This window comes from Vibrio sp. 10N.261.46.E11 (assembly GCF_041472735.1).
Taxonomy (GTDB): Bacteria; Pseudomonadota; Gammaproteobacteria; order Enterobacterales; family Vibrionaceae; genus Vibrio.
Map to the genome: position 1 here is coordinate 32,595 of NZ_JBFRQW010000054.1, position 14,744 is coordinate 47,338.

Consider the following 14,744-nt stretch of genomic DNA (forward strand, 5'->3'; position numbering starts at 1 on the left):
ATCATGTCTAAAGAGACTCAATTAAAAGTTGAAGCAATCAGAAACGGTACTGTTATCGACCACATCCCAGCTAACATCGGGATCAAAGTGCTAAAACTGTTCGACATGCATAACTCTCATCAGCGTGTGACGATTGGCCTAAATCTGCCGTCTTCTGCACTAGGCGGAAAAGACCTACTCAAGATTGAGAATGTGTTTATCACCGAAGAACAGGCGAGCAAGCTGGCTCTTTACGCACCTCATGCAACAGTAAACCAAATCGAAGATTACGAAGTGGTTAAGAAGCTCCCCCTAGAACTTCCTGAGCAAATCAACGATGTTTTCGAGTGTCCAAACACCAACTGTATTACTCACAATGAACCGGTTGAAAGCAGCTTTAAGATCTTTGAAAAGAAAGAAGATATTCGATTAAAGTGTAAGTATTGCGAAAAGGTATTCTCTCGCGAGATCGTGACAGAAAGATAACGCCATACGGCAACGCTGACCGAATGTAAAAACTATCAAATACCTCGCCTATGCGGGGTATTTTGCTCTTTACCTATCCAAAGTTTGAAGGCACACTGAAAATTGATTTTTATCTAATAACTGATGGAATAAACCAATGACTAAAGTACTTCACACAGAATCTGCTCCAGCTGCAATCGGCCCATACGTACAAGGTGTTGACCTTGGCAACATGGTACTGACTTCTGGTCAAATCCCAGTAAACCCAGCAACTGGTGAAGTATCTGCTGATATCGCAGAGCAAGCTCGCCAATCTCTAGACAACGTTAAAGCGGTTGTAGAAGCTTCAGGCCTAACTGTAAAAGACATCGTAAAGCTAACAGTATTCGTTAAAGACCTAAACGACTTCGGTACAGTAAACGAAGTTTACGGCAAGTTCTTTGATGAGCACGGTGTTGCAAACTACCCTGCACGTTCATGTGTTGAAGTAGCACGTCTGCCAAAAGATGTAGGTATTGAGATCGAAGCTATTGCGGTTCGCAAATAGGTTTTAATATCTAGAATAAACGGTTTCTAGTAAACGAATAAGGCATAATGCTGAGCGTTTATCAGATACAAAAAAGGTTGCCCAATTGGCAACCTTTTTTATTGTTCATCGTTTCGCTTAGATGATTACTTCTTATTAAGCTCAACCACTTCTTTGTCTAACTCTTCAAGCTTAGCAGCCATCTGCTCACGAGCTAGGTTAGCCAGTTGACGAACATTAGACTTATCGTAATCTTCAGTGCTGATTGGTGGCAGCATCTCAACAATCACATGGCCGTTGTTCCAACGGTTTAGCTTCACGCCATCTGTTGAGCTACACACGATAGGGATAATCGGTAAGCCAGCACCAATCGCCGCATGGAATGCACCCGTTTTGAATGGCAGCAGACCACGGCCACGAGAACGAGTCCCTTCAGGGAACATCCATACTGAAACGTCGCTCTCTTTTAGGCTGGTCACTACCTGATCAATGGTACCCACCGCTTTGCTGCGGTTAGCACGGTCAATTAGGATGTTACCCGTCAGCCAGTAAAGCTGACCAAATAGAGGCATCCACACTAGGCTTTTCTTACCAACCGTCACCACTTTAGGCGTTACCGCTGATGAAATCGTGAATAGATCCCAGCTGTTTTGGTGGTTCGCCACATAAACATGTTGGCCACGAGAGTAGGCATCTTCTGGGATGCGAAGCTCTAACTTCATGCCGAAGATCTTCGACATGCGACCGAAATAGCGGCCAAAGGTAAATACGTGTTTTGGGTTGCGCGGGCTCAGTAAACAGTAACCACACCCAAATACAAACATAAGAATCGCAAATATCGCCACTGCGAAAATACGTAATATTGCTATCATTTTGTTCCTCACCGACCGCCAAGTTGATTCATCTATTTGCGCAAAAATGAGCAATAGATTTACTTGCGGTAAATACAACTATAAAAAAGCCGAAACCAAGGTTCCGACTTTTATGTTTTCATCTTACTGATTCATGAATCCACTAACCTAGGTTAGTTCGACTCACTAAATCGTGTAATGTTTGCGCCTAAGGCTGACAGTTTATCTTCAATCTTATCGTAGCCACGATCGATGTGATAAATACGGTCAACGATGGTTTCGCCTTGAGCAATACAGCCAGCAATCACAAGGCTCGCAGATGCGCGAAGGTCCGTAGCCATTACTTGAGCGCCGCTCAGTTTTTCCGTCTCACCACAGATAGCCGTGTTGCCTTCGATTTCCGCTTTTGCACCCATTCGCTGTAGCTCAGGAATGTGCATAAAGCGGTTTTCAAAGATAGTCTCAGTGATAACACCACTGCCCTTCGCCATCATGTTAAGCAGAGTAAACTGTGCTTGCATGTCGGTTGGGAAACCTGGATGAGGTGCTGTTACGATTTTCACCGCTTTCAGCTCACGATCTGTCATATCAAGGCTGATCCAGTCTTCGCCTGTTTCAACCTTCGCACCCGCTTCTTCAAGCTTCGCTAATGCAGCTTCAAGAAGATGAGCATTGGTGTTGCGGCAAACCACTTTACCGCCAGAAACCGCAGCCGCTACAAGGAACGTACCTGTTTCAATGCGGTCAGCAACCACAGAGTGATGACCACCACCAAGACGCTCAACGCCTTCGATAGTAATCGTGTCTGTACCTGCGCCAGAAATTTTAGCACCTAGTTTGTTTAGGAAATCAGCTGTATCAACAATCTCAGGCTCACGCGCTGAGTTATCTAATACAGTTGTTCCTTCAGCTAGCGTTGCTGCACACATGATAGTAATCGTAGCGCCAACGCTTACTTTATCCATCACGATATGCGCGCCTTTCAGACGGCCATCAACGCTTGCTTTAACATAACCATCTTCCAACGTAATCGTTGCACCTAGTTGCTCTAGGCCATGGATATGCAGATCAACAGGGCGAGCGCCAATCGCACAACCACCAGGAAGTGACACTTGGCCTTCACCAAAACGAGCCACTAGTGGACCTAAAGCCCAAATAGAAGCACGCATTGTTTTTACTAAATCGTAAGGCGCACAAAATTCATTAATTTCGCTGCCATCAACATGAACACTACCGTTACGTGATACTTTTGCGCCAAGACGTTTTAGTAGTTCCATCGTAGTATCGATGTCACGTAGGTGAGGAACATTACTCACTTCCACTGGCTCTTCAGCAAGAATTGAAGCAAATAAGATAGGTAGCGCTGCATTTTTTGCGCCTGAGATCGTCACTTCACCGCTTAACGGCTTATCCGATCCAATAACTCGAAACTTTTCCATCATAAACCTTAAAGTGACATCAGTTTCTTATCACGTTCCCACTCTTCTGGCGTGAAAGCCTTAATAGAAAGAGCATGGATATCATTGCGTTGAATGTATTCCATTAGTGGGCCGTAGATTAGTTGCTGCTTCTTAACTCGATTCATGCCGTCAAAACATGCATCAACCGCAACAACTTCGTAATGACTGCCTTCACCCTTCACGAAAATCTCCTGAAGGTTCAGTGCTTCTGCTAATAATTCTTGTACTTTTGTGCTGTCCACAAATAGCTCCTGCCTAATTTTTTATGTGTTCTGCCATCATTGGCTGGATATTGCTCAATTGGAACAACGTTCGTAATTGTTCTGGCACGAAACTGAGCATTATATGACAGTTTTGATTTTTTGCATGCTCTAATAAGTGAATTAGCATCACCATTCCTGCTGAATCGACTCGATTTATATGGCTAAGGTCAATTTCAACGCTCGATTCCGTTGTTTGCCACTTTTCCAATATTCGCCAGATTGCAGGGACACTGTCTCGGTCGATATCACCGAGCAGCTTATACTCTTTAGAGCTTAGTGCTTGCCATTGAGAATGGCTCATTATTTATTACTCTCGAAACGAATCGGTTGTGCGGCCAGTTTCTCTAGTTCGTCGGCAACTTGTAAGATGCCTTCTTGACGAATCTTAGTATTCCACTCTGACTGCTTACTCGAAAGCAGGCTTATACCTTCGGCAACCATATCAAACGCCTTCCACTCACCTGACTTCTTATTTTTACGCAGTTTAAACTCAAGGTTAATGTTTGGTCGCGGCGTATCAATGATATCAACCTTAATACTGGTAATACGGCTATCTGTTTTAATTGTTGGTTCTGGACCAAATTTAATCGTCTGATCTGTATATTGAGTTAACACTTGAGCATAAGAAGAAACGAGATATTTACGAAATGCATCAATAAATACGCGCACGTCTCCTCTGTCAGCACCTTTCAAGTTTGGCCCTAGCAACTTCAGCGCCGCATATTGAGCATTCACATAAGGCATCAACTCTTCTTCCACGATGACCTTCAGTAACTCAGGATCTTGTTGGATATTCTCTTGCTCGTTCTTCAAACGGGCGAAAGCCTCTTCCGCAACTTGAGTCATCATCTGATAAGGCTGAGTTCGGTCAATCGGTTTTGCCGAAAAAGCTGGAGTCGACATCAGCAAAGCGACAGCTGTCAGAAGCAGTCTTTTCAATAAGTAATTAGTCTTTAACATGAGCCTACTCCTTAGCTTCGCTATTATCAGAGCCACCGACGCTATACAGCACTTGGCCAATCAAATCTTCTAATACTAATGCCGACTTGGTGTCTTCGATAGAATCACCATCAACCAACATCTCTTCATCTTCAAAGATGAAGCCTGGAACTAAGCTGATGTACTGCTCACCGATCAAGCCCGACGTTAAGATTTGAGCACTAGAGGTATCAGGAAATTGTGAGTACTTCGCATCAATAGACAGTTCAACCACAGGAAGGTAGCTCTCAGTATCAAGTTCAATACTTTGAACTCGACCAACAACGACGCCCCCCACCTTTACTGGTGAGCGAACCTTTAGGCTGCCAATATTGTCAAAGGTCGCTTTTAAGTTGTAAGTATGGTTTGAACCGAGACCTTTTACGTCAGCGACTTGAAAGATCATGATTAAGATTGCGCAAATTCCGGCAATAACAAAGGTGCCGACCCATAATTCTAATTTTCGAGTTTGTTGCATGATTAATTCCCAAACATCAATGCGGTAAGAACAAAATCTAGCCCTAATACCGCTAGAGAAGAGTGTACTACTGTGCGTGTGGTTGCCTGACTAATACCTTCGGATGTCGGTACTGCATCATAACCATTAAAAAGTGCGATCCAAGTTACGGTGATAGCGAAGACCATGCATTTGATCATACTGTTACCAATATCACGGCCAAGCTCAACGGAAGACTGCATCGCAGACCAGAAACTGCCGTGGTCAATACCTTTCCAATCCACACCGACTAACTGAGCACCCCAAATCCCGACCGCCATAAAGATCATAGCGAGCAACGGCATAGAGATAAGGCCAGCCCAGAGACGTGGCGCAATAATGCGTTTAAGAGGATCAACCGCCATCATCTCAAGGCTAGAGATCTGTTCCGTTGCTTTCATTAAGCCGATCTCAGCCGTTAATGCTGAACCCGCACGGCCAGCAAACAGAAGTGCTGTCACCACAGGGCCCAATTCCCGTAACAACGAGAGCGCGACCATTTGCCCAAGGTTACCCTCTGCGCCATAGTCGATTAATACGACATAGCCCTGCAGGCTGAGTACCATGCCAATAAACAAGCCTGAAACTAAAATGATAGCCAATGACTGAACGCCAACGCTATAAAATTGTTTAACTAATAGAGGGAAGTTTTTTAGTTTCGGGATGCCAAACAAAGCCCCAAATAGCATTAGGCTTGCTCGACCAAATGACTCACAGATCGCAAGTGCGCGCTTACCGACACCCGCAATAGTTTTAGCAATCATATTCAAACAAATCCTTTTCTAAGCTATTTGCAGGAAACCTAAATGGCACAGGGCCATCCGATTCACCTTGCAAAAATTGCTGCACTCTTGGATCGCTGTTGTTGTACAACTCATCAGGGGAACCTGCAGCAATAATTTTCCCATCAGCCATCAAATAGACCCAATCAGCAATGCTCATCACCTCAGGGACATCATGAGAAACGACAATAGAGGTTAAACCCAAAGCTTGATTGAGGTTACGAATCAATTCAACCAATACACCCATGGTGATTGGGTCTTGGCCAACAAAAGGCTCATCATACATAATGAGGTCTGGGTCCAATGCGATCGCACGGGCCAACGCCGCTCTTCTCGCCATACCACCAGAAAGCTCACTTGGCATTAATTGCGCCGCGCCTCGTAATCCTACCGCCTCAAGCTTAAGCAATACGATGGTGCGAATGAATGTTTCGTTAAGTTCAGTGTGCTCTCGCAAAGGAAACGCCACATTATCAAAGACATTCAAATCCGTAAAAAGTGCCCCCGATTGGAAAAGCATGCTCATTTTCTTGCGTGCTTGATATAGCTTTCGACGTGGCAATGCTGGGATGTTGTCGCCATCAAACCAAATTTCACCTTCATCTGGCGGTAATTGCCCACCTATCAGACGTAATAAGGTTGTTTTACCGATCCCTGACGGCCCCATGATCGCGGTTATTTTTCCTTGAGGAACATCTAAACTGATATCATCAAAGATAATTCGATCACCGCGTGAGAAGCTGAGATTCTTAACTTTCACAAGCTCAGTGTTCAACATAATTTTGTTGTTTCCTTGCTTTAAAAACGCCAATTATGGCTGCAATAATAATGAGTCTACTTTAGAATTAAAAGCACTGTTCAATTAATTATTAAAAACAGAAAGCAATGCAGGGATTTGAAAGCATTGAGAAATTCGTTCTTCATCAACATTTCTTTACCACTAACTGGTAATTAATTTGTCGAGTGACTTCCCTTTTATCTAGCAACAAGTCAAAATTAGCGGTTAATTCTCCGTTTTTTATTAATTTTTAGGAATCATCATGCTTGAAGCGATTGCGTTTCTTATTATCGGTCTAGGTTTTTTGGTGTGGAGTGCAGATAAGCTGGTCTACGGTGCCGCTGCTCTTGCTCGCAACTTCGGTATTTCACCACTAGTTATCGGTATGACAATCTTAGCTATGGGATCTTCAGCCCCTGAAATGATGGTTTCTGCGACAGCAGCCCTTGATGGTAAAACAGATACGGCGGTAGGTAACGTATTAGGCTCAAACATCGCCAACATTGCGCTGATTTTAGGTATTACAGCCCTAATAAAGCCATTATCGATTAGCTCTGGTGTGATTCGTCGTGAACTACCTTTAATGATAGGTGTCACTCTATTAGCAGGCGCACTGCTTTGGGATAATCACTTAGGCTTCTATGAAGGCGTGTTGTTGTTTGTTCTTTTTGCCGCTTTCTTATTTGCAATGCTGCAAATAAGCCGTAGTGAACAAAAGAACGGTGATGCCTTTCTTGACGAACAAGAATCTGAAGTTCCTGAAGGCGTGAGCAACCCCAAAGCCGCAATGTGGGTGGTGGTTGGTCTAATTATTCTACCTCTAGCGGCCAACATGTTGGTTGATAACGCGGTTGTTATCGCTAAGTTCTTTGGTATGAGCGACCTTGTGATTGGTCTCACCATAATTGCCGTAGGCACTAGCTTGCCTGAGCTTGCAGCATCACTAGCCGGCGTTATGAAGGGTGAAGATGATATGGCTGTGGGTAATATCATTGGCTCAAATGTATTCAACATCCTTGCCGTGATGGGTATCCCGGGCATCCTAAACCCTTCAATCCTGAGTGAGTTTGCAATGGGTCGTGACTTCTGGGTAATGCTAGGCGTATCGCTACTCCTTGTTATCATGGCACTAGGCAAATCTCGTAGCGTGAATCGTATCGAAGGCGGCGTGTTAATCGTGACGTTCGTGGCATATCAAAGTTACCTACTAATGAACATGTCAGCTTAATTGTTGATTTAACTTCCCGTACTTGGAGTATTTGATGTCTCAGCCATTTGATTATTGCAGCGTTGCAAAACAAGTTTTGGAAACTGAAGTTGCAGGTCTCACGCAATTAGACCAATTTTTTAATGATGATTTTAGCAAAGCTTGCGACCTAATCCTGAACAACAAAGGCAAAGTCGTAGTGATGGGCATGGGCAAATCTGGCCACATTGGTAACAAAATAGCAGCTACACTTGCAAGTACTGGTACATCAGCTTTCTTTGTACACCCAGGTGAAGCAGCGCATGGTGATTTAGGCATGATCGAACCGGGTGATATTGTGATAGCAATATCCAACTCAGGAGAGTCAGGAGAAATCCTCAGTCTATTCCCAGTATTAAAGCGTTTAAACATTAAAATTATCAGCATGACTGGCAAGCCAACATCGAACATGGCGACTTTATCTAATATTCATTTACAGATTTCAGTACCCGAAGAAGCGTGTCCCCTAGGTTTAGCACCAACAACCAGTACTACCGCGACTTTGGTTATGGGTGATGCATTAGCCGTTGCACTTTTACAGGCAAGAGGTTTTACCGCTCAAGATTTCGCACTGTCTCATCCTGGAGGTGCTTTAGGCCGTCAACTGCTGTTGAAACTAGACGACATCATGCACACTGGCGACGCTCTCCCAGTTGTAGCTCCGGATGCACTAGTACGAGATGCTCTACTAGAGATCTCTCAAAAAGGCTTAGGCATGACGGCCATCGTTGGTGACGATGGTCAAATGGCTGGCATTTTTACCGATGGTGATTTACGCCGTATCTTAGACAAACGCGTTGATATTCATAACACTCAGATCGGCGATGTGATGACACTTAACCCAACGGTAGCAGAACCCAACATGCTCGCTGTTGAAGGCTTAAATTTGATGCAAGCTAGAAGCATCAATGGCCTGATGTTGTGTGATAATGGCAAATTAGTAGGCGCTTTAAATATGCATGACTTACTGAAAGCAGGAGTAATGTAATGTCACAGGCAATTGAAACCCTTTACGGCACAGTAGATTCACGTGTATTTGCGATAGCAAAAGAGATCAAACTACTGATTTGCGATGTAGATGGCGTATTCTCTGATGGTCGCATCTACATGGGTAACAATGGTGAAGAACTAAAAACTTTCCATACGCGCGACGGCTACGGTATTAAATCGTTGATGAGCGCAGGCGTTGAAATCGCGATCATCACTGGCCGTCAATCTCAGATTGTTGAAAATCGAATGACGGCTTTGGGTATTAAGCTGATTTACCAAGGTCAGGACGATAAAGTTAAGGCATACCAAGATATTTGCGATAAGCTTTCTGTAAGCCCTGAAAATACAGGTTACATCGGAGACGATCTGATCGACTGGCCTGTAATGGAAAAAGTTGGTTTGAAGGTATGTGTAGCAGATGGTCACCCGCTACTTGCAAAGCGTGCAAACTACGTGACAACCATTAACGGCGGTCATGGTGCGGTACGTGAAGTCTGCGACCTTATTTTACAAGCAAGAAACGAACTCGACGTGCACAAAGGTTTAAGCATATGAGTTTTAATCGTATTATCTACTTAATACTCATCTTTATTGCCTCTTGGTCGGCCTATTACTTGTACGACAAAGAGCAAACTTCGACGATACAAGTAGATCCAAACTTGGAACTGCCTGCGTTTAGTGGCAAGAATCTTGATAATATTAGTTATGGCGAAAGCGGTATTCGTAGCTACCGAGTTGAATCAACTCATCTAGAGCACTACTCAGTCGTTGGCGATACGCATTTTCAAGACCCGGCTCTTTCAGTATTCCGAGAAGGGCATACGATAGAATGGCGAGTGACCGCTGATCGCGCAATTATGGATGAAAATCAAGTCATCACTTTTTATGACAACGTTGTGGCGAAGAACCTGTTGCCAGATGCTAGCTTCGATACAATGACCACAGATAAAATGGTTGTAGAACTGACTAGCCGAGATTTTTATTCAGACACTCCGGTCCATATGATCGGTACATTTTTTGAAAATGAGGGGCAAGCAATGAAAGGGAACTTCGGTACCAACAATGCGACTCTCTTTAATTCTGTTCAGGGTAGATATGAAACTCTCACACCTTAGTTTATTGGCTTTGACCCTTGCGGCGTCTAATGTCTATGCTCTATCTTCGGATAGCGAGCAGCCTGTCTATATTGATTCAGACAGTCAGCAATTAGATATGAAAAGCAATCAAGTAACCTTTCTTGGCGATGTGAACCTTAAACAAGGTAGCATCAATATCAATGCCGATAAGGTCATTGTTACACGTAATGCCGTCAACGGTGAAATTGAAGAAATACAAGGTTTCGGAAAGCCCGCAACCTTTTCTCAACTTACTGACGATGGGAAAACACTCTATGGTGAAGCTGACGATTTACATTACCAGCTGATTGCCGATAGATTGATCATGACTAAGAACGCGATGCTATCTCAAGATGGCAGTATCATTCGTGGCTCTAAGATTACCTATCAGATCACCTCTCAAAAATTGGTTGCCGATAGTGATAGCAGTGAGCGAGTATCAACGGTTTTACAACCAGCGGAAGTGAATAAGTAATCATGGCAGTCCTTACAGCAAAGAACCTAGCGAAGACCTACGGAAAACGTAAAGTTGTAACAGACGTAAGCTTGCAAGTAGAGTCAGGTCAGATCGTCGGGCTACTTGGCCCAAACGGTGCAGGTAAAACCACCTCTTTCTATATGATAGTGGGTCTGGTTGCGCGTGATGAAGGTACTATCAGCATTGACGACCGAGACATCAGTATCTTACCAATGCACAGTCGTTCACGCCTTGGTATCGGTTACCTTCCTCAAGAAGCATCCATTTTTCGTAAATTGTCAGTTGAAGACAACATCATGGCTGTTTTGCAAACGCGCGATGAGATGACTAACGCACAACGTCAAGATAAGCTGGAAGATCTTCTCGAAGAGTTTCACATCCAACATATTCGAGCGAGTAATGGTATGGCTTTGTCTGGTGGTGAGCGTCGCCGTGTTGAGATTGCTCGTGCGCTAGCAGCAAACCCTCAGTTCATTCTTCTGGACGAACCTTTTGCCGGTGTTGACCCTATATCGGTTATCGATATCAAAAAAATCATTGTTCACTTGCGCGATCGTGGCTTAGGCGTTTTGATTACCGACCACAACGTTCGTGAAACATTAGACGTGTGTGAAAAAGCTTACATCGTAAGTCAAGGGCATCTAATAGCTGAGGGAACTCCTGAAGATGTTCTCAATAACGAACAAGTTAAACAAGTTTATCTAGGCGAACAATTCCGTCTATGATTAGATAGAGAGTATCGAGAGTTCTTAGAATAATAACTAGGTAAGTAACACTGAATGAAACCCTCATTACAACTTAAGCTAGGCCAACAGTTAGCAATGACTCCTCAATTGCAACAAGCGATTCGTTTGTTGCAATTGTCTACTTTGGATTTGCAACAAGAGATTCAAGAAGCACTTGAATCGAACCCACTACTCGATGTCGAAGATGGCAATGAAGATACACCAACATCGGAAGAAAAACCTAGCAGTGACGAGAAAGAAACAGTTGAAACAGTAGAACAAGACTTACCTGACAGCTCCGATTTAATCGAAAAATCAGAGATCGGCAACGAACTAGAAATCGATACAACTTGGGAAGACGTTTACAGCGCAAACACAGGTAACACTGGCATTGCGATTGATGACGACATGCCCGTTTATCAAGGCGAAACCACACAAAGTCTATACGATTACCTGCTCTGGCAACTCGATTTAACACCATTTACTGAAACTGACCGCAGCATAGCTTTTGCGCTAATTGATGCTATCGATGACCGCGGTTACCTTACCGTATCTTGTGAAGACATCCTTGAGAACTTCGACAACGAAGAGATCGAGCTTGATGAAATTGAAGCCGTTCGTAAACGAATTCAGCAGTTTGATCCGCTAGGTGTCGGTTCTGTGAATCTGCAAGATTGCTTGTTACTGCAATTGGCGACCTTCCCACAAGATACCCCTTGGCTTAACGAAGCTAAGTTAGTACTTACTAGCCATATCGACCAGCTAGGTAACCGCGATTACAAATTAGTCATCAAAGAAACCAAACTGAAAGAAGCGGAACTACGCGAAGTTTTGCAGTTAATTCAACAGCTGGACCCTCGCCCTGGCAGTAAGATCACGCCAGACGAAACCGAGTATGTGGTTCCTGACGTATCCGTCTTCAAAGAGCTTGGGAAATGGTTGGTCACCATCAATCCAGATAGCGTGCCAAAACTAAAAGTGAATCAACAATACGCGGCCCTTAGTAGCAAAGGCAGTAGCGCTGACAACCACTTTATCCGCTCAAATTTGCAAGAAGCAAAATGGCTAATTAAAAGTCTAGAGAGCCGAAATGAAACACTACTAAAAGTCGCTCGGTGTATTGTTGAACATCAACGCGGTTTCTTCGAACATGGCGCAGAAGCCATGAAGCCGATGGTACTGAATGATGTGGCTTTAGCTGTTGATATGCACGAATCCACGATCTCTCGTGTGACGACTCAAAAATTCATGCACACACCACGTGGTATCTTCGAACTCAAATACTTTTTCTCAAGCCATGTCAGCACTGACAATGGCGGTGAATGTTCATCTACAGCAATTCGCGCACTCATTAAGAAGCTTGTCGCAGCGGAAAATACCGCAAAGCCTCTAAGTGATAGTAAGATTGCTGCTTTACTGGCTGACCAAGGAATTCAGGTAGCTAGACGTACCATAGCGAAATACCGTGAATCTCTGGGCATTGCCCCATCGAGTCAGCGTAAACGCCTGCTATAAACTAAAGTAGTTAGCTCTTTATTCATTAACGATTGATTAGTTAACTATTAATTTAGTTGTAACCTGGCAACCAACTGAAAAGGAAAGTCTATGCAAATCAATATTCAAGGCCATCACGTTGATCTTACCGATTCAATGCAAGACTATGTTCACACCAAATTCGACAAACTTGAGCGCTTCTTTGATCATATCAATAGTGTTCAAGTTGTTTTAAAAGTTGAGAAAATCAATCAAATCGCAGAAGCTACCCTACATATAAATCAAGGGGAAATTCATGCGACAGCAACAGATGAAAGCATGTATGCCGCGATTGATTCATTGGTTGATAAACTTGTTCGCCAACTCAACAAGCACAAAGAAAAACTAAGTAGTCACTAACATGCAATTAAGCGAAGTACTTTCATTGGACTGCACTAAAAGTGCAGTCCAATGCACAAGCAAAAAAAGAGCCCTTGAGCTGATCAGTCAAATCGCAGCAGAAAGCTGCGGTCAAGATTCAACAGAACTGTTTGAGTGCATGCTGAGCCGTGAAAAAATGGGCAGTACAGGTATCGGTAACGGTATCGCGATTCCCCATGCACGCATGAATGTCAGTGATAAAGCGATTGCTGTATTAATACAATGCCAAGACCCAATCGAATTTGATGCTATCGATAACCGCCCAGTTGATCTACTGTTTGCTCTACTTGTTCCTAGTGAACAATGTAAAGAGCATCTGAAAACCCTTTCTTGTATGGCAGAGCGACTTAACGACAAGCAGACTCTTAAACAGTTGCGTAATGCTCAAAGCGATCAAGAACTTTACGACATCATGATTCAAGTCCCAACTTGCGAGTAATAACATGCGATTAATCGTTGTTAGTGGCCAGTCAGGCGCTGGGAAAAGTGTTGCGCTACGAGTTCTTGAAGACTTGGGGTATTACTGTGTTGATAACCTACCAGTAAACCTGCTCAACGACTTCGTCGAATCGGTACGCGAGATCAATCAAAACGTCGCTGTTAGCATTGATATTCGTAACCTACCAAAAGAGCCTCAGTTAGTTACAGAAACGCTAGACCAGCTAGAAGCCGCCACAGATATAGACCTGAACGTCTTATTTCTAGATGCGAGTAAACAGACGCTACTCAAGCGCTACAGCGAAACACGCAGAATTCATCCTTTATCGATCGGCCAAGAAAAGCTCTCTCTTGAACAAGCTATTGATTTAGAAAAAACACTTCTGACTCCTCTTGTAGAGCAAGCCAGCATTGTGATTGATAGCAGTGACTGTAACCTCTACGAATTGAGTGAACAGGTTCGTTTCAAAGTTGAGGGCAAAGAAAAACAAGAACTCATTATCGTTTTTCAGTCTTTCGGCTTTAAGTTCGGCCTACCAAGTGATGCCGATTATGTGTTTGATGTTCGATTTCTGCCAAACCCTCACTGGGAACCGGCACTACGACCATTGACGGGACTTGATGCTCCAATTCACTCTTTCCTAGAGAAACACGCTGAAGTTCTTGAACTCAAGCAACAAATTCAAGGCTTTGTTGAGCAGTGGTTGCCCATGTTAGAGAAGAATAATCGCAGTTACCTAACGGTCGCGATTGGTTGCACTGGCGGCAAACACCGCTCAGTTTATCTAACTCAGAAAATTGGTGAATACTTCGAACAACTCGGTCATCAAGTTCAAATCAGACATGCCTCTCTAGAGAAGCACCAACAGGGCTAACCATGGAATTAACTCGAACTGTACTGATCCAAAATCGCTTGGGTCTTCACGCTAGAGCAGCCGTAAAATTGGTTGAGCTTGCCCAAAGTTTTGATGCAACTATCACTATCCATAGCGAAGAAGATAAAATCGCAACTGCAGACAGTGTGATGGGGTTGCTTATGCTGGAATCAGCGCAAGGGCAACACATCACGATCCAAGCTACAGGCACCGATTCACAACAAGCACTTGATGCTGTTTGCCATCTCATTGAAGACAAATTTGATGAGGGTGAGTAGCGAAAAAGAGTCACTCACAACACATAAGACTCAAACTTCGAACCAACCAATATTAAATCTTAGTTCTATCTAAGTTTATGATTTAAATAAGCCCCAGAATTAAGTTA

At 43.7% G+C, this 14,744-nt stretch carries 21 protein-coding genes; 13 read left to right on the plus strand and 8 right to left on the minus strand.

The genetic code is table 11. The features are described 5' to 3' along the window. Window positions 1-3 precede the first annotated feature (3 nt). Together pyrI and AB4407_RS17205 are read left to right on the plus strand one after the other, a co-directional pair. Complete coding sequence (gene pyrI / locus AB4407_RS17200) at window positions 4-465, plus strand: aspartate carbamoyltransferase regulatory subunit (protein ID WP_017058927.1); 462 nt, start codon at window positions 4-6, stop codon at window positions 463-465. Window positions 466-601: 136 nt separating this feature from the next. Continuing rightward, a complete protein-coding gene (locus AB4407_RS17205; protein WP_004738682.1) occupies window positions 602-991 on the plus strand; it encodes a RidA family protein in 390 nt (129 codons plus the stop codon). A 125-nt stretch (window positions 992-1,116) separates the two neighbouring features. Here the strand turns inward: AB4407_RS17205 and AB4407_RS17210 are convergent, their stop codons facing one another. The 8 genes from AB4407_RS17210 to mlaF all read right to left on the minus strand — a co-directional run bounded on the left by AB4407_RS17210 (window position 1,117) and on the right by mlaF (window position 6,578). After that, window positions 1,117-1,842, minus strand: a complete 726-nt coding sequence (locus AB4407_RS17210; RefSeq protein WP_372121417.1) for a 1-acylglycerol-3-phosphate O-acyltransferase — start codon at window positions 1,840-1,842, stop codon at window positions 1,117-1,119. Between the two features lie 152 nt (window positions 1,843-1,994). Further along, window positions 1,995-3,260: a UDP-N-acetylglucosamine 1-carboxyvinyltransferase gene (gene murA / locus AB4407_RS17215; RefSeq protein WP_372121418.1), complete on the minus strand. Its 1,266-nt coding sequence runs from the start codon at window positions 3,258-3,260 to the stop codon at window positions 1,995-1,997. Window positions 3,261-3,268: 8 nt separating this feature from the next. Next, a complete protein-coding gene (gene ibaG, locus AB4407_RS17220) occupies window positions 3,269-3,523 on the minus strand; it encodes a BolA family iron metabolism protein IbaG (RefSeq protein WP_010435028.1) in 255 nt (84 codons plus the stop codon). A gap of 13 nt (window positions 3,524-3,536) precedes the next feature. After that, entirely contained in the window at window positions 3,537-3,845 is a 309-nt protein-coding gene (locus tag AB4407_RS17225) for a lipid asymmetry maintenance protein MlaB (protein ID WP_372121419.1), read from the minus strand. Next, window positions 3,845-4,504, minus strand: coding sequence for a phospholipid-binding protein MlaC (gene mlaC / locus AB4407_RS17230; protein WP_372121420.1), 660 nt, complete (start codon window positions 4,502-4,504; stop codon window positions 3,845-3,847). Before mlaC ends, AB4407_RS17225 begins: the two co-directional genes overlap by 1 nt. Before the next feature lie 4 nt (window positions 4,505-4,508). After that, complete coding sequence (gene mlaD, locus AB4407_RS17235; RefSeq protein ID WP_017100037.1) at window positions 4,509-5,000, minus strand: outer membrane lipid asymmetry maintenance protein MlaD; 492 nt, start codon at window positions 4,998-5,000, stop codon at window positions 4,509-4,511. A 2-nt stretch (window positions 5,001-5,002) separates the two neighbouring features. Then, window positions 5,003-5,782 (minus strand): lipid asymmetry maintenance ABC transporter permease subunit MlaE, encoded by a 780-nt coding sequence (gene mlaE / locus AB4407_RS17240; protein WP_009847733.1) that lies wholly within the window; start codon window positions 5,780-5,782, stop codon window positions 5,003-5,005. Next, window positions 5,772-6,578, minus strand: coding sequence for a phospholipid ABC transporter ATP-binding protein MlaF (gene mlaF, locus AB4407_RS17245; RefSeq protein WP_372121422.1), 807 nt, complete (start codon window positions 6,576-6,578; stop codon window positions 5,772-5,774). The genes mlaE and mlaF overlap by 11 nt, the downstream gene beginning before the upstream one ends. 262 nt (window positions 6,579-6,840) lie before the next feature. On the opposite strand from mlaF, the gene AB4407_RS17250 reads away from it, so the two are divergent. From AB4407_RS17250 to AB4407_RS17300, 11 genes are all read left to right on the plus strand, one after another. Beyond that, window positions 6,841-7,806, plus strand: a complete 966-nt coding sequence (locus AB4407_RS17250; protein ID WP_372121423.1) for a calcium/sodium antiporter — start codon at window positions 6,841-6,843, stop codon at window positions 7,804-7,806. A 34-nt stretch (window positions 7,807-7,840) separates the two neighbouring features. After that, a complete protein-coding gene (gene kdsD / locus AB4407_RS17255) occupies window positions 7,841-8,812 on the plus strand; it encodes an arabinose-5-phosphate isomerase KdsD (protein ID WP_372121424.1) in 972 nt (323 codons plus the stop codon). Then, complete coding sequence (gene kdsC, locus AB4407_RS17260; RefSeq protein ID WP_372121425.1) at window positions 8,812-9,369, plus strand: 3-deoxy-manno-octulosonate-8-phosphatase KdsC; 558 nt, start codon at window positions 8,812-8,814, stop codon at window positions 9,367-9,369. Before kdsD ends, kdsC begins: the two co-directional genes overlap by 1 nt. Then, window positions 9,366-9,929 (plus strand): LPS export ABC transporter periplasmic protein LptC, encoded by a 564-nt coding sequence (gene lptC / locus AB4407_RS17265; RefSeq protein ID WP_372121426.1) that lies wholly within the window; start codon window positions 9,366-9,368, stop codon window positions 9,927-9,929. The genes kdsC and lptC overlap by 4 nt, the downstream gene beginning before the upstream one ends. Then, complete coding sequence (gene lptA / locus AB4407_RS17270) at window positions 9,910-10,404, plus strand: lipopolysaccharide transport periplasmic protein LptA (RefSeq protein ID WP_009847739.1); 495 nt, start codon at window positions 9,910-9,912, stop codon at window positions 10,402-10,404. The genes lptC and lptA overlap by 20 nt, the downstream gene beginning before the upstream one ends. 2 nt (window positions 10,405-10,406) lie before the next feature. After that, entirely contained in the window at window positions 10,407-11,132 is a 726-nt protein-coding gene (gene lptB, locus AB4407_RS17275) for an LPS export ABC transporter ATP-binding protein (protein WP_009847740.1), read from the plus strand. A 54-nt stretch (window positions 11,133-11,186) separates the two neighbouring features. Then, entirely contained in the window at window positions 11,187-12,647 is a 1,461-nt protein-coding gene (locus AB4407_RS17280) for an RNA polymerase factor sigma-54 (protein WP_372121427.1), read from the plus strand. A 90-nt stretch (window positions 12,648-12,737) separates the two neighbouring features. Then, window positions 12,738-13,025, plus strand: coding sequence for a ribosome hibernation promoting factor (gene hpf, locus AB4407_RS17285; protein ID WP_009847742.1), 288 nt, complete (start codon window positions 12,738-12,740; stop codon window positions 13,023-13,025). A gap of 1 nt (window position 13,026) precedes the next feature. Continuing rightward, window positions 13,027-13,485: a PTS IIA-like nitrogen regulatory protein PtsN gene (gene ptsN, locus AB4407_RS17290; RefSeq protein ID WP_009847743.1), complete on the plus strand. Its 459-nt coding sequence runs from the start codon at window positions 13,027-13,029 to the stop codon at window positions 13,483-13,485. A gap of 4 nt (window positions 13,486-13,489) precedes the next feature. Continuing rightward, window positions 13,490-14,359, plus strand: coding sequence for an RNase adapter RapZ (rapZ, locus tag AB4407_RS17295; RefSeq protein ID WP_017097544.1), 870 nt, complete (start codon window positions 13,490-13,492; stop codon window positions 14,357-14,359). A gap of 2 nt (window positions 14,360-14,361) precedes the next feature. Continuing rightward, a complete protein-coding gene (locus AB4407_RS17300) occupies window positions 14,362-14,637 on the plus strand; it encodes an HPr family phosphocarrier protein (RefSeq protein WP_009847745.1) in 276 nt (91 codons plus the stop codon). Window positions 14,638-14,744 lie beyond the last annotated feature (107 nt).